Origin of the sequence: Agrobacterium radiobacter (genome assembly GCF_040801995.1) — a bacterium.
GTDB lineage: Bacteria > Pseudomonadota > Alphaproteobacteria > Rhizobiales > Rhizobiaceae > Agrobacterium > Agrobacterium radiobacter.
Genome location: NZ_JBEGHX010000002.1, coordinates 163,881 through 177,930, shown reverse-complemented (window position 1 = coordinate 177,930; position 14,050 = coordinate 163,881). Strand labels below are relative to the sequence as shown.

Genomic DNA, 14,050 nt, shown 5'->3' with positions numbered 1-14,050 from the left:
ATCTTCGAAGTGTAACAGCGGAGTGGCCGCACTAAGATGGGTGGCGGCAAGCATTCCTCTGGCATGCAGATTATAATTAATATATAGAAATCAAAATATTGATTGAATTTCCTGATGTAATATCTCTGGTGTAATCAGTCGCAAGGCACCAAGATTGCATCTCTGCAGGAGCCGGTGCGGACGGACCATATCCGAAGCCGCACCGGAGGCATCTTGCGCGGTGCTTAAACCGCCAGCAGTTTCTCGTTGCCGATACGGGTGGTTTCGATGGCGCCCTCCGTTTCGATACGCTTGCCCGTGGCGGGATCGAAGAAGTGGAGGTGGGCGGTGGGGAGGTCCAGGTGGACGCGCTGGCCGGGTTTTACCGAGAGGTCTTCACCGATGGCGGCGGAGAAGGTCTCGCCGGCGATATTGGCATGGACGATGCGGCCCGAGCCCAGTTCTTCGACGAAATCCACTATAGCCGGTACGCCCGCGCCTTCCGTGCTGACCACGCATTGTTCCGGGCGGATGCCCACTGTCACGTCGCGGCCGCGCAGTTCCAGTGCGGTTTCGGGGAAGAGTTTCACCGGTGTGCCATCCAGCATCACGGCGGGGGATTCCACCTCCACCCTTGTGGCGAACAGGTTCATGGCAGGCGAGCCGATGAAGGACGCCACGAAGGTGCTGGCTGGGCGATGATAGATATCCAGCGGATGGCCGACCTGCTCGACATTGCCCTTGTTCATCACCACCAGCCGGTCGGCCAGCGTCATGGCTTCCACCTGATCATGGGTGACGAAGATCGATGTGGCGGAGAGACGCTGGTGCAGCTTGCGGATTTCCGCGCGCATGGTCACACGTAGCTTGGCGTCGAGGTTGGAGAGCGGCTCATCGAAAAGAAACACCGCAGGTTCGCGGATGATGGCGCGGGCCATGGCGACGCGCTGGCGCTGGCCGCCGGAAAGGGCGGCCGGTTTGCGCTCCAGATAATCGGAGAGGCCGACGATCTTTGCGGTTTCCTCGATGCGGCGCTGGCGTTCGGCCTTGGGAACACCGGCGACCTTCAGCGCATAGCCGATATTGCCGGCCACCGACATATGCGGATAAAGCGCGTAATTCTGGAACACCATGGCGCAGCCGCGTTCACGCGGCTCCAGCGTGTTGACCACCCGCCCGCCAATGGCGATTTCGCCCGAGGTGATGTCCTCCAGACCGGCGATCATGCGCAGCAGCGTGGATTTGCCGCAGCCGGAGGGGCCGAGGATGACGACGAATTCGCCGGAGTCGAAAGAGAGGTCCACCCCGTGCAGGGTGGGCGTCTTGCCGTAGGATTTGCGGACCTGACGAATATCGATCTGAGCCATGATAGAAAACCTTGTTGTTGAGAGCCGCGCTGTTACTTGTCGGACGAGACTAGACCGCGGACGAACCAGCGTTGCAGGAAGGCCACGACGAGAAGCGGCGGCAGGATGATGATGAGGGAGCCGGCCAGTGTGACGTTCCAGTCCGGCGTGCCGTCATCGGCGGGCAAAAGCGCGCGGAGCGACATCATCACCGTCTTGTAGGACGGGTCGGTGATCATCAGGAGCGGCCAGAGATACTGGTTCCAGGCATAAACGAACATGATGGTGGTGAGCGCCAGCATGTTGGTGCGCGACAGCGGCAGCAGCATGTCCACGAAGAAACGCGCGGCACCCGAACCGTCCATGCGCGCGGCCTCCGCCAGCTCGTCCGGGATTGTCATGAAGAACTGCCGGTAGAGAAACGTGCCGGTGGCGGTGGCGATCAGTGGCAAAGTGAGGCCGGCATAGGAGTTGAGGAGGTTCCATTCCAGCGTGACCTCGATGCCAAACAGGCCGAGAATTGAGCGGAACGGCTGGAAAAGATCGGCGGCGACCGAATAGGTCGGCACCACGCGCACTTCGAGCGGCAGCATCAGGGTGATAAACACCGTCCAGAAGAACAGGTGTTTGAGCGGCGAGCGGAAGAACACGATGGCAAAGGCGGTGAAGGCCGAAAGGGCGACCTTTCCGATGGTGACCAGCGTCGCCATGATGATGCTGTTGAAGAGGGCGTTGCCGAGATTGGCGCGTTGCCAGGCAGCCTGCGCATTGGTGAAGAATTCGCCCTGCGGCATGAAGCTGAAGGGGACGCTGTTGACCTGCTGGACCGTCTGGCTGGCGCCGGAAATAACGACGATGAAGGGGCCGATAAGCAGGAGGAGGCCGGCCGCCATGATCGCATAGGTCAGGGCGTCGGCGTAAGGGGTGCGCTGGATCATGGCCGTCTCACTTGTAATGGACTTGCCGCTCGACAAAGCGGAACTGGATGAAGGTGAAGACCATGATGAGGCCGATGAGGACGAGGCTCTGCGCCGAGGCGCCGGAATAGTTCAGCCCCTCGAAGGCTTCGCTGACGATGCGGTAGACCATCACTTCGGTAGCATGGTTGGGGCCGCCCTCGGTGGTGGAGGCAACGATGCCGAACGTATCGGCGCCGACGAAACCCTCGGTCATCATGATGACTGTCAGGAAGAACAGGGTTGGCGCGAGCAGCGGCACCTGAATGTCGATGGCGCGGCGAATGGGCCCGGAGCCGTCCATGGCGGCGGCCTCCGTCAGCGAACGCGGCACGGATTGCAGGCCGGCGAACAGGAAGATGAAGGTGTAACCCGCCCATTTCCAGATGAAGATGACGATGACGAGGATGAGCGCGTGTTCGCCGTATTTGGCCGGGTTCCAGATATCCGGCCACCAGGAATTCAGCGATGCGGCGAGACCGCGTTCCGGCGACAGGATGAAGCGGAAGGCCATGCCGGCGGCGGGACCGGCAATCGCATAGGGCAGGATATAAAGCACCCGGAAAAAGCCGGAGCCAGGAAGCTGGCGGTCGACCGCAAGGGCGAGCACGAGGCCGATGAGGATCGCGAAAAATGGACCGGCGATCGCGAAGATCAGGCTCGTGAGGATCGATTGCCAATAAAGCGGATCACCGAAGGTTTCCACGAAATTGGCCAGGCCGACAAATTCCGCCTGGCCGCCGAAGGGTGGTTCCAGGGTGAATGCCCAGTTCAGCACCGCCGCAACCGGCCAATAGAAGAACAGAAGGATGAGCAGGAACTGCGGCAGGGCGAAGAGCACAGGCAGCCACGTGCTTTTGAAGACGGTACGCTTTTCCATTGGAGTCCGGCAATGTTCGAGATTTCGGCGGGCCTGCCCGGAGATTGTCCGGACAGGCTTCTGACAGCGATGAAAGAGCGCTTAGTTCAGCTTGGCGCCTTCATAGGTCTTTTCGAAGCGGCGCAGACCGGTATTGGAGCGCTCGACGGCCTTGTCGAGTTCAGCCTGGATATCGGCGTTCTGCATGAAGATGGCTTCGAGCGAAGTGGCGACTTCCTTGCGGATCTGCGTGAAACCGCCGAGGCGGATACCGCGGGTATATTCGGAAGGCGGGGTGAAGGTCAGGCTCTCGATCGCCTTTTCGCGGCCCTTGTAGGGAGCCTTGTCGTAGAAACCATTGGCCTTCATGGCGTCGAAGCCGGTCTTGGTAACCGGGATGTAGCCGGTAACGGTCGACCACCACTCAACCATATCAGGCTGGGCGATGAAGTTGAGGAATGCGGCTGCACCCTTGTATTCGGCGTCCGGACGACCGGCCATGACCCACAGCGAAGCGCCGCCGACGAGCGAGTTGTGACGTTCCGCGCCCTTCCAGATCGGCAGCATGGCGACGTCCCACTTCACGCCTTCAGGCATGGCCTTGCCGACGGTGCCGTGGCTGGCGATCGAGGACATGAACATCTGGCAGGTCTGCGAGGTGAAGGCGGGCAGGATGTCCATGCCGAGCTGCTTGGTCTTGACGACGAACAGCGTCTCGTCCTGCATCTTCTTGAAGAACTTGACCTGATCGACAAACTTGGTCTTGTTGATCGTCAGTTCGGCGTCGAGACCCTGATAGCCATTGCCCTTGGTGGCGATCGGCTGGTTGTGGATGGCGGAGAACTGCTCCATCAGCATCCAGGTGTCGAAGTTGAAGGCGAGCGGGCATTCGAAACCGGCGGACTTCAGCTTCTTGGAAGCTTCTTCAACCTGCTCCCAGGTGTCGGGCTTGAAGGTGATGCCGGCTTTTTCGAAAGCGTCGACATTGTAATAGAAGACAGCCGTGGAGGAATTGTAAGGGAACGAGTTCAACTCACCGGCGGCCGTGGCGTAATAATTGGCGATGCCGGGGAAATAATTGTTCCAGTCGATCTTGTAGCCATTGTCGGCCATCAGCTTCTTGGCGGGTACAAAAGCCTTGGACAGCATCATGTCCAGCGTACCGGCGTCATAAATCTGGGTGATGGCGGGCTGCTTCTTGGCGCGGTAGGCCGCAATCGTGTTCTGCAGGGTGGATTCGTAATCGTTCTGCGAGGTGCAGACGATCTCGAACTGGGCCTGGGAATCGTTGAACTTTTTGCAGGTCTCCTGCACGCGGTCACCAAGATCGCCGGAAAGGCCGTACCAGAATTCGAACTTGGTCTTTTCTGCCTGGGCGGCCGTGGCGCCGAAGGCGGCGGCGATGGCGACGCTGGCCACGAAGGAAGTCAGAGCGGAAGATTTCATGAGTTAGCCCCGTTGATGGAATGATGGCCTGCTCGGCAAGGACCTCATGTCCCCGGCACGTAGCCACGGGCTCTGCTAACAGCCGTCTTTGACGGATCGCTTACATTTTGTTGAACATTTTATGATGACTGGCCGCGCAGCCAAATCTGCGCGGCGGAAAAGCCGGAAAACCTTTATTTATCCTTATTTATCAAGCGGTTTACGTTTTTGGCCCGTTTCACTACTTGCTGCTGAACATCTCTCGCAAGTCAACCTCGGCGTGCGGCTTCGATGGTAGCAACGTCGATTTTCTTCATATCCATCATCGCGTCGAAGGCGCGCTTGGCTTCCGCGCCGCCGGCGGCCATGGCGTCCATCAGCACACGCGGCGTGATCTGCCAGGAGACGCCCCATCTGTCCTTGCACCAGCCGCAGGCGCTTTCTTCACCGCCATTGCCGACGATGGCGTTCCAGTAGCGGTCCGTCTCTTCCTGGTCTTCGGTCGATATCTGGAACGAAAAAGCTTCGCTCTGTTTGAAGGCCGGTCCGCCATTGAGGCCGATGCAGGATACGCCTGCAACGGTGAACTGCACCGTCAGCACGTCTCCCTTCTTGCCGGACGGATAATCGCTCGGCGCATGGTGGACGGCGGTTACCGCGCTGTCTGGAAAGGTCTCGGCATAAAATCTGGCGGCTGCCTCCGCATCCTTGTCGTACCAGATACAGATCGTGTTCTTTTCCACGTGCATAATCCTCCCTAGTTGAAATCGTCCCCCTGTCGCCGGTCAACTTGCTTGCCTATTGCCGGCTCCCCATCAGGCATAAAATGCAGCCGCGGCGCAAACGTTCCGAAAACGCTGCGTCGACCACCGTTAAGCCAGCGCCAATAGGGCGGTCAGCCAATAAAATCCGCCGACATAGGCCCACACCGCAAACACGACCATCAAATCAGCCATGTTTTCCCAATGCATTGTCGAGCCTTGCGATCTAGACGGAAAGCAAGCTACCGACCCGGAGCCAAAGTAACTATAGAACTGTTACACCGTCGTGACTTCAACCACGGGAACACGCCTGAAATTTTTAAAGGAAAACCGGAGAATGGACATTTTTATGGGCCATTTAAATACATATGACAAAAATCAATATTGCCCTTAAATGTAATTTAATAATGTAATCGTAATATTCGTGAATAATTTTGGATGGAAACATTCTATTTTAATCGGAGGATTGTGCGTGAGTATTCTTGATCGTGGTGCCAATGCTTTTGCGGTTCTCGCCGCGCTTTCCAAATCCCAGGCCATTATAGAATTCGACCTTTCGGGAAAGATTCTTACCGCCAATGAGAATTTTTGTCGGGCGCTCGGTTATGAGCTTTCGGAAATCGTCGGCAGGCACCACAGCATGTTCGTGGAGCCCTCCGTCGTGTCTTCGCAGGATTACAAGGCCTTCTGGTCCAAGCTTTCGGCCGGCCAGTTCGATCAGCGGCAATATAAGCGCATCGGCAAGGGCGGCCGCGAAGTCTGGATCGAGGCATCCTACAATCCGGTGTTTCGTCGCGGCAAGCCGGTGAAAGTGGTCAAGATCGCCACCGATATCACCGATCGCAAGCTGAAGGCGGCGGAAGATGCGGGCAAGATCGACGCCCTGTCACGGGCGCAGGCCATCATCGAATTCTCCCCTGATGGAGAGGTGCTGACCGCCAACGAGAATTTTCTGGCGGCGCTGGGGTATTCGCTGGCGGAAGTGCAGGGCAGGCATCATTCCATGTTCTGCGAACCGGCCTATACGCAGTCGCCGCAATATAAACAGTTCTGGGAAAGGTTGGCCGGCGGCGATCTCGTTGCGGACGAGTTCATGCGGCTTGGCAAGGGCGGCCGCAAGGTCTTCATTCAGGCGTCCTATAACCCGATCTTCGATCTCAGCGGCAAGGTGTTCAAGGTCGTCAAATTCGCGACCGATGTGACCGGCCGCGTCGAAAATGTCGAAAAACTTGCGCAATGCCTCACCGATCTGGCCGAGGGCGATCTTGCCCAGAGCATCGACAAGCCTTTCATCCCTTCGCTTGAAAGATTGCGCACGGATTTCAACGCTGCTTCGGAAAAGCTCAAGAGGGCAATGACGCTGGTGTCTGAAAATGCCGGCGCGATTTCTTCCGGCTCCAACGAGATCAGGTCCGCTGCCGATGATCTCGCTCGCCGTACGGAGCAGCAGGCCGCCTCCATCGAGGAAACGGCAGCCGCGCTGGAAGAAATTACCACTGCCGTCAACGATTCAAGCCGCCGCGCGGAAGAGGCGGGCAAGATCGTCGCCCGCGCCCGTGACCATGCGGAACATTCGGGCCAGGTGGTGCGTGATGCGATCGGCGCCATGGACCAGATTGAAAAATCATCGCGTGAGATCTCCAACATTATCGGCGTGATCGATGAGATCGCGTTCCAGACCAATCTTCTGGCGCTGAATGCCGGCGTGGAAGCCGCCCGTGCGGGTGAGGCGGGCAAGGGTTTTGCCGTGGTTGCGCAGGAGGTTCGCGAACTCGCGCAACGCTCCGCAACGGCGGCCAAGGAAATCAAGAGCCTGATCAATGCCTCCGGCACGCAGGTGGAAAACGGCGTCGGTCTTGTCACCAGGGCTGGCTCGGCGCTGCAGGAAATCGCCGAGCAGGTGCGGGACATCAACACCAATGTCGTGGCGATTGTCGATGCAGCGCGCGAACAGTCCACGGCGCTTGCGGAAATCAATCAGGCGGTCAACACCGTCGATCAGGGCACCCAGCAGAATGCCGCCATGGTGGAGGAGCAGACCGCCGCAAGCCACAGCCTTGCGCGGGAAGCGACCGCGCTGTTCGAGCTTCTCGGGCAATTCCGGTTCGATGACGCGACACGATACACAGCCTCGCCGCGGGGGGGCTTCGAGCAGCAACCCGTGCCGGCGAGCCCGCGTCGTGGCGCATCTCGCCCGCTTGCGGCGCGCGGTTCAGCTGCGGTTGCTGTCAATCATGAGGAATGGCAGGACTTTTAGAGTCGGGCTGCAGTCGCCCTGAGCCCGGTGGTAAAGTGCGCATCCTCTCGACGTCATCCCCGGCCTCGTGCCGAGGATGACGTTTAATAAAATCACGCCGACATCATCCTCGGGACAAGCCCGAGGATGATGTCGGCGTGATTGGCTTGGCTCATCCTCCCATCTGACGATACGGGATGACAAGCCCCCAAACTGGGCATATCTTCCTGACTGGCCGATAACAGGCATATTGTGTTTGGAGTTTTCGGGGACGCGCGCTTGGCAGGGATATCGATAAGCCGCTTGGCTCTTGTCATCTGTCTGCTGGCCGCAGCCTCCGGCGCGGCGCAAGTGGAAGAGCCCGCCAAGGGAAAGACCTCCTGCGCCTACACCCATGATGTCGCGCCGGAATTATGCATCAATGCCGGCAGTTACAATAATGATCTTTGCCACGCCATGGAGGTTCTGGCCGCCCGCCATGCCGTTCCGCCTGATTATTTCGCACGGCTGATCTGGCGGGAAAGCCTGTTCCGGGCGAGTGCGGTCAGCCCGAAGGGGGCGGAAGGCATCGCCCAGTTCATGCCGGGAACGGCGCGGCTTCGCGGTCTTGACGACAGTTTCAACATCATCGCCGCCCTTGAGGCATCTTCCCGTTATCTCTCCGAATTGAATGTGCAGTTCGGCAATTTCGGCCTTGCCGCCGCAGCTTATAATGCGGGCGAGGCGGGCTTGCGGAACTTCATCGCCAACGGCCGCCTGCCGACCGAGACCCGGGATTATGTGTTTGCGATCACCGGTTATCCGGTGGAGACCTGGAAGGACAACCCGCCGGAAAAGGCGGCGCCGGCACTGGATGACAGCCGCCCTTTCCTTGATGCATGCGTGCGCCTCGCCGACACCCGCACCATGAACGATCCCGTCCTCATTGCATCAGCCGACTGGGCGCCCTGGGGCGTGCAGCTTGCGGCGCATTATAACCCTGTTGTAGCGAACCGGCTGTTCACCCGGGCGATCCTGCAGCTTTCGGAACCGCTGAATGCCGAACGGGCTCTGATCGTGCGGCAGAGGGGTGGAAACTTCGGGTCGCGGCCGCGTTATGCCGCCCGCATCGGCCGCGAAACCAGAGCCGAAGCCAACACCCTTTGTGGCGATATCCGGCGGGCGGGTGTTCCCTGCACCGTGTTCCGCAACCGGTAAAAACGGCCGCGTCGGACCGATAAGTCTTCCTCCCGCGACAAGGCTGATCATAACAAGTTGATCGGCTTGAAGGCCGTCCCATCTTTCAGGGGGGAGTGATCGTGCATAGATTTGCCGCGAATGCTGGCCGACAGGGGTCGGCTGCATGTGGGGAATGATCTGGAAATGAAATGGTTTGAAACCGGATGTCTGGCGGCCGTTCTGGTCGTCGTTGCAGCGTGCACCAGCACCGACGAGACGCAGGTCTCCCGCACGGTCGCAAGTTTCGTGGGGCAACCGCGTGACGCCGCAATCGCCCGGCTTGGCCGCCCGAACAAGGTTATCATCGAAAACGGCGAAACCGAGTCCTATTGGCTGAAGGTCGATGTGGAGACCTATGCCGGCCTCAGCAATAGGCGCGAAGTCAAGACCGTGGACGGGCAGGCGAGGGTCTCGGAAACCGAAGGCATGAAGATCAAGGAACATCGTCGCGACTGCATCATCAAGATCACCGCGAATGCCGCCTCAACCATCAAGACGAGTGAGATCATCGGCAATCCCGCCAACTGCGAGACGCTTCTCAATCGTCCAGCCTCCTGAGAAGGTCCGTCGCAGCCGCTCCGGTTCCCGAGTGCCTCAGAGCTCCATCTTGATGGTCAGCATATATTCGGTGCCCTTTGCCCGGTCGCGCGTGCGGGATACTTCAAGTGTGACCTTGTCCAGTTTGTGCCCGAGGCTTTCCTTGATCGTTCCGCCCGGCGTGTCTTCGCGCCGGAACGAGGTGTTGCCGTAACCGACGCCCATTTTGCGTGTAATGGCGTTTTCCGTGTAGGTTCTTCCGAACATGGCGGAAGCCTGGCCGCTGCGCACCGTCGTTTCGAAGCCGCGGGAATCGATATCCCGATAGGCCGAGGCGGCAATCGAATTGTCCGAACTGCTATAGCTGCCGCCAGCACTTATTCTGGCGAGGCGATGACCGTCGTGCTCGAGAGAGAAATTGCCGTCGGCCGAAGGTCCGAAACGCCCGCCGTTCATGGCGTCCTTATAGGTGAAGCGGAAGCGGCCGCTGCGCGCATCCACCTGATAATTATAGGAGGCGTCGCCGCTGCGGATCTGGATGCCGGGCGCCGGCTCGCTGCCGAGGATCGGCGAAACCTTGTCCGCGAACTGGAACAGTGGTTTGGTGACCTGATCGAACTCCGACTTCGACAATTCCAGCGGCTTGCCATCGGGGTCGAATTTCCCAACCGCCAGGCAGGGGCGCTGGTTGATGATGCTCTTCAGGGCAAAGACTGTGCAATTGTCGCTGGTCGTGCCGGCAATCGCGGCGTGGACGGAATTGCGCAGTGTGTAGCTGCCGCAGCAGGAGAAGGCTTCATTGTCCAGACTCGCATCGCGCGTATAGCCCGTAAAAACAATGCCGCTCGCCCCGTTGGTCAGGCCGACATTGGCAAAGTGCGGGCCGCTTTGTAGCGGAAAGAGCTTCAACTGGCCCTGGTCGGCAAGCGTTTTCGGGTTGGAAGGTGATGGAAGCGGCATTCTTCTTCTCTCCTGAAACACGGGAACGGTGTGTTTTTTTTACCATCGTAAATTGAAGCCGCAACCCTTAACTGTACCCCGTGATATATCCCGTTCCTGTGGATGAGAGTGACCGCTGTTGTTACTGTGAGCCTGTGCGCATATGTTGGAGTACTTAATCTTGATTTGCGTGCAAGGCGGACAGGCGCATAATGACCTCCCAGTTGGATTTTTTCGCACCCGCGTCAGCGCGGCTTCCTCAGGCTGAAAGAGGGCGAAAAGCGGGTGGTCGCGAAACGACCCAAAAGACCGCTACGGACGATGAGACCCTTGCCGGATACCTTGAATCCACCGGCAATTACCGTGTCCTGCGCCGGCTGCAGCCGCGCGCGGTCGTCGACCGTCCAAGGCCGGAATTTCCCCGCCAGGGCGTCATCCTCGATACGGAAACGACGGGCCTCGACCATCGCACGGACGAGATCATCGAAATCGGCGTCATCACCTTCACATTCGACGATAACGGTGCGATCGGCGATGTCACCGGCATCTATGGCGGGTTGCGGCAGCCTGCTATTGCCATTCCCGAAGAGATCACCCGCCTGACGGGGATTACCGACGAGATGGTCGCGGGACAGTCGATCGACATGGCGCGGCTGACTTCCCTCATTGCCGATGCCGATTTGATCGTCGCTCACAATGCGAGTTTCGACCGCCCCTTTTGCGAGGCGTTTTCACCGATTTTCCGTGACAAGGCATGGGCCTGTTCCGTTTCGGAAATAGACTGGCGGGTGCGTGGTTTTGAGGGCAACAAGCTTGGCTATCTGATCGGACAGTCAGGCTATTTCCACGACGGCCATCGCGCGGTGGACGATTGTTTCGCCCTGCTGGAAGTGCTGGAGCAGACGCGCCCCGGCCAAAGCAGCGCGCCCTTTGCCGAACTCCGTGAGGCGAGCCAGCGGTCAAGGGTGCGCCTCTACGCGGAAAACAGCCCCTTCGACATGAAGGATCATCTGAAAAAGCGGGGTTATCGCTGGTCCGACGGTTCCGATGGCCGGCCGAAATCCTGGTGGGTGGAACTGCCTGAAGAAAAGCTCGATGAGGAACTGCATTTCCTGCGGACCGAAATCTACCGCTGGGATGCCGACCCGACAGTCAAATATCTCACCGCTTTCGACAGGTTCAAGGCTGGCTGAAACGCGAGATATTTCGGGCTTCAGATTGCATACAATTTCTGCAATGAATCGAAAACAATCGATGTAAAATTGAGCAGGTCCGCACACGGGTTTCGGGTGCGCAGAAAAATATCATTTTACATCAATGGCTAAGCCGATTGGCACGCCTCCTGCATGACAAAGACGTCGCAGGAGAGTGTTTATGAGCAAAGCCGCAGCAATCGACATCGCTTCCGTATCCAAGATTTACGGCAACACCACCGCCGTGCATGCGATAAGCCTCAAGATACCGGCCGGGAGCTATTGCTGCCTGCTCGGCCCGTCGGGCTGCGGCAAGACCTCGACGCTCAGGATGATCGCTGGTCACGAGAGCATCTCCAGCGGTGATATCAGGCTCGGCAATACGGTGGTGACCGATCTGCCGCCCGCCAGACGCGGCACGGCGATGATGTTCCAGTCCTACGCGCTGTTTCCACATCTCGATCTCGTCGACAATGTCGCCTTCAGCCTCAAGATGAAGGGTGTGGACAAGGAAGCTCGCCGGGCGAAGGCGCTTGAGATGCTGCAGCTGATGCAGCTTGAGCCCTATGCCAACAGGCGTCCGGCCCAGCTTTCCGGTGGGCAGCAGCAGCGCGTGGCGCTGGCGCGTGCGCTCATCACCGATCCCGAGGCGCTGCTGCTGGACGAGCCGCTTTCGGCGCTCGATCCGTTCCTCAAAATCCGCATGCGCGCCGAATTGAAGAAGCTGCAGACCTCGCTCGGCATCACCTTCGTCCACGTCACCCACAGCCAGGAAGAGGCCATGGCGCTGGCCGATATCATCGTCGTCATGAATGACGGCCGTATCGAACAGTCAGCCACCCCGCGCGAGGTGTTCGAGCGTCCCGCCACCGCCTTCGTTGCCCGTTTCATGGGCGACCACAACGTTATTTCCGGGCGTTATCGGGAAAAATCGGATGATCTCGTCACGCTCGAAGTGGTGGGCGGCGGCACTTTCACAGCAAGCGGCGTCGCCCCCGATGACGGCGCAGTCGACATCGCCGTGCGCACCGACCGCGTCCGCGTCGGTGAAGCAGACCAGCCGGGGCTCGGTTTCACCGGCATCGTCTCGAATGTCGAATATCGCGGCGCGAGCGTGAAAATCGCCGTGACCGGCGCGGGCATCGAGGATTTCAACGTCATCCTCAGCGATGCCGCCTTCTTCGAAAATCCGGTCAGGACCGGTGACGCCATACCGCTTTCATGGAATGCGGCCGATGCCATCGTGCTCGGCCGGGTAGAGAAGTGACCCCAAAAATAACCAGAGGAGAACTTTGAAATGACAGATACTACCAACAGCAAAATGGGCCTGTCCCGCCGCGGCCTCCTGAAGGCGGGCGCTGCCGCCACGGGCGCCGCAATCGGCTCCGGCCTCATCACCGGCTTCCCGACCATCTGGGCGCAGAACCCCATTACCATCCGCCAGTTCGGCACGGGTGTGTCGAACCTCAACGCCATTGCCGAAAAGTGCAAGGCCGATCTCGGCATCACGCTCGAGATGACGGCGACGGATTCGGATGCTGCCGCCCAGCGCGCCGTCACCCAGCCGAACTCCTACGATATCGCCGATATCGAATACTGGATCCTGAAGAAGGTCTATCCCGCCGGCGTCATCCAGCCGATGGAAATCAAGAAGCTCAAATATTACGACAAGATCGTGCCGCTGTTCAAAAACGGTAAGCTGAAGCCGGACAGCGTCGTGGCGCAGGGCACGGCCCCGCACACGGTTGGTTTCGTCGAAAAGCCCGGCGACAAGAAGTTCGCCAAGGGTGAGACCGATTATTTCACCATGGTCCCGACCATCTACAATGCCGATACGCTCGGCATCCGCCCCGATCTCGTCGGCCGCGATATCACCAGCTGGGCCGATATCATGGACCCCAAGTTCAAGGGCAAGACCTCGATCCTCAACATCCCCTCCATCGGCATCATGGATGCGGCGATGATCATGGAAGCCATGGGCAACATCAAATATGCCGACAAGGGCAACATGACCAAGGAGGAGATCGACAAGACCATCGACTTCCTCATCAAGGCCAAGAAGGACGGCCAGTTCCGTGCCTTCTGGAAGAGCTTCGATGAAAGCGTAAACCTCATGGCCTCGGGCGAAGTCATCATCCAGTCCATGTGGTCTCCCGCCGTCGCGGCGGTCCGCTCGAAGGGGATCGCCTGCAAATACCAGCCGCTGAAGGAAGGTTATCGCTCCTGGGGCGGTGGCCTTGGCCTCGCCAAGCATCTTTCCGGAGCCAAGCTCGATGCGGCCTATGAATATATCAACTGGTACACCTCGGGCTGGGTCGGCGCTTACCTCAACCGCCAGGGCTATTATTCCGCCGCCATGGAAACGGCTAAGGAGCACATGTCCGCCGACGAGTGGGGTTACTGGGTCGAAGGCAAGCCGGCGCAGGGCGACATCATCGCGCCCGACGGCAAGGTCATGGAAAAGGCCGGCGCGGTGCGCGATGGCGGCTCTTTCGAGGAGCGCATGGGCAAGGTCGCGTGCTGGAACTCCGTCATGGACGAAGACCGCTACATGGTCCGCCGCTGGAACGAATTCATCGCGGCCTGATGTTTTTCAAGGAC

Annotated in this window: 12 protein-coding genes; 6 read left to right on the top strand and 6 right to left on the bottom strand. The window is 59.1% G+C overall.

Annotation, left to right across the window (positions count from 1 at the left end):
- Positions 1 to 224: 224 nt before the first annotated feature.
- From MRBLRC7O_RS14795 to MRBLRC7O_RS14775, 5 genes are all read right to left on the bottom strand, one after another.
- The gene (locus tag MRBLRC7O_RS14795; protein WP_065695353.1) at positions 225 to 1,346 is read right to left on the bottom strand and encodes a sn-glycerol-3-phosphate import ATP-binding protein UgpC; all 1,122 of its coding nucleotides are present in this window, start codon (positions 1,344 to 1,346) and stop codon (positions 225 to 227) included.
- Between the two features lie 32 nt (positions 1,347 to 1,378).
- Positions 1,379 to 2,263 (bottom strand): ABC transporter permease subunit, encoded by an 885-nt coding sequence (locus MRBLRC7O_RS14790; protein ID WP_111792128.1) that lies wholly within the window; start codon positions 2,261 to 2,263, stop codon positions 1,379 to 1,381.
- A gap of 7 nt (positions 2,264 to 2,270) precedes the next feature.
- Positions 2,271 to 3,161 carry a carbohydrate ABC transporter permease gene (locus MRBLRC7O_RS14785; RefSeq protein ID WP_003508200.1) on the bottom strand — a complete coding sequence of 297 codons (891 nt, stop codon included), beginning with the start codon at positions 3,159 to 3,161 and terminating at the stop codon, positions 2,271 to 2,273.
- A gap of 81 nt (positions 3,162 to 3,242) precedes the next feature.
- The gene (locus MRBLRC7O_RS14780) at positions 3,243 to 4,586 is read right to left on the bottom strand and encodes an extracellular solute-binding protein (RefSeq protein ID WP_367727477.1); all 1,344 of its coding nucleotides are present in this window, start codon (positions 4,584 to 4,586) and stop codon (positions 3,243 to 3,245) included.
- A 248-nt stretch (positions 4,587 to 4,834) separates the two neighbouring features.
- Positions 4,835 to 5,308 carry a VOC family protein gene (locus tag MRBLRC7O_RS14775; protein ID WP_080570359.1) on the bottom strand — a complete coding sequence of 158 codons (474 nt, stop codon included), beginning with the start codon at positions 5,306 to 5,308 and terminating at the stop codon, positions 4,835 to 4,837.
- 490 nt (positions 5,309 to 5,798) lie between these two features.
- Between MRBLRC7O_RS14775 and MRBLRC7O_RS14770 the strand changes: the two genes are divergently transcribed.
- The 3 genes from MRBLRC7O_RS14770 to MRBLRC7O_RS14760 all read left to right on the top strand — a co-directional run bounded on the left by MRBLRC7O_RS14770 (position 5,799) and on the right by MRBLRC7O_RS14760 (position 9,338).
- Positions 5,799 to 7,583, top strand: coding sequence for a methyl-accepting chemotaxis protein (locus MRBLRC7O_RS14770; RefSeq protein WP_087745477.1), 1,785 nt, complete (start codon positions 5,799 to 5,801; stop codon positions 7,581 to 7,583).
- Between the two features lie 282 nt (positions 7,584 to 7,865).
- Positions 7,866 to 8,759, top strand: a complete 894-nt coding sequence (locus MRBLRC7O_RS14765) for a lytic transglycosylase domain-containing protein (RefSeq protein ID WP_367727476.1) — start codon at positions 7,866 to 7,868, stop codon at positions 8,757 to 8,759.
- 165 nt (positions 8,760 to 8,924) lie between these two features.
- Entirely contained in the window at positions 8,925 to 9,338 is a 414-nt protein-coding gene (locus MRBLRC7O_RS14760) for a hypothetical protein (RefSeq protein ID WP_111794125.1), read from the top strand.
- 36 nt (positions 9,339 to 9,374) lie between these two features.
- Here MRBLRC7O_RS14760 and MRBLRC7O_RS14755 read toward each other — a convergent pair whose 3' ends face one another.
- A complete protein-coding gene (locus tag MRBLRC7O_RS14755; RefSeq protein ID WP_060723491.1) occupies positions 9,375 to 10,277 on the bottom strand; it encodes a hypothetical protein in 903 nt (300 codons plus the stop codon).
- A 191-nt stretch (positions 10,278 to 10,468) separates the two neighbouring features.
- On the opposite strand from MRBLRC7O_RS14755, the gene MRBLRC7O_RS14750 reads away from it, so the two are divergent.
- From MRBLRC7O_RS14750 to MRBLRC7O_RS14740, 3 genes are all read left to right on the top strand, one after another.
- Positions 10,469 to 11,449: a 3'-5' exonuclease gene (locus MRBLRC7O_RS14750; RefSeq protein ID WP_020812846.1), complete on the top strand. Its 981-nt coding sequence runs from the start codon at positions 10,469 to 10,471 to the stop codon at positions 11,447 to 11,449.
- 181 nt (positions 11,450 to 11,630) lie between these two features.
- A complete protein-coding gene (locus MRBLRC7O_RS14745) occupies positions 11,631 to 12,716 on the top strand; it encodes an ABC transporter ATP-binding protein (RefSeq protein WP_020812847.1) in 1,086 nt (361 codons plus the stop codon).
- Between the two features lie 30 nt (positions 12,717 to 12,746).
- Positions 12,747 to 14,036 (top strand): ABC transporter substrate-binding protein, encoded by a 1,290-nt coding sequence (locus tag MRBLRC7O_RS14740; protein ID WP_099086929.1) that lies wholly within the window; start codon positions 12,747 to 12,749, stop codon positions 14,034 to 14,036.
- The last annotated feature ends 14 nt before the right edge of the window (positions 14,037 to 14,050 follow it).

Excerpts from the sequence above, each read along its gene's own strand:
- MRBLRC7O_RS14795 (WP_065695353.1), bottom strand. The coding sequence starts at position 1,346 with ATGGCTCAGATCGATATTCGTCAGGTCCGCAAATCCTACGGCAAGACG.
- MRBLRC7O_RS14790 (WP_111792128.1), bottom strand. The coding sequence starts at position 2,263 with ATGATCCAGCGCACCCCTTACGCCGACGCCCTGACCTATGCGATCATG.
- MRBLRC7O_RS14785 (WP_003508200.1), bottom strand. The coding sequence starts at position 3,161 with ATGGAAAAGCGTACCGTCTTCAAAAGCACGTGGCTGCCTGTGCTCTTC.
- MRBLRC7O_RS14780 (WP_367727477.1), bottom strand. The coding sequence starts at position 4,586 with ATGAAATCTTCCGCTCTGACTTCCTTCGTGGCCAGCGTCGCCATCGCC.
- MRBLRC7O_RS14760 (WP_111794125.1), top strand. The coding sequence starts at position 8,925 with ATGAAATGGTTTGAAACCGGATGTCTGGCGGCCGTTCTGGTCGTCGTT.
- MRBLRC7O_RS14755 (WP_060723491.1), bottom strand. The coding sequence starts at position 10,277 with ATGCCGCTTCCATCACCTTCCAACCCGAAAACGCTTGCCGACCAGGGC.
- MRBLRC7O_RS14750 (WP_020812846.1), top strand. The coding sequence starts at position 10,469 with ATGACCTCCCAGTTGGATTTTTTCGCACCCGCGTCAGCGCGGCTTCCT.
- MRBLRC7O_RS14745 (WP_020812847.1), top strand. The coding sequence starts at position 11,631 with ATGAGCAAAGCCGCAGCAATCGACATCGCTTCCGTATCCAAGATTTAC.
- MRBLRC7O_RS14740 (WP_099086929.1), top strand. The coding sequence starts at position 12,747 with ATGACAGATACTACCAACAGCAAAATGGGCCTGTCCCGCCGCGGCCTC.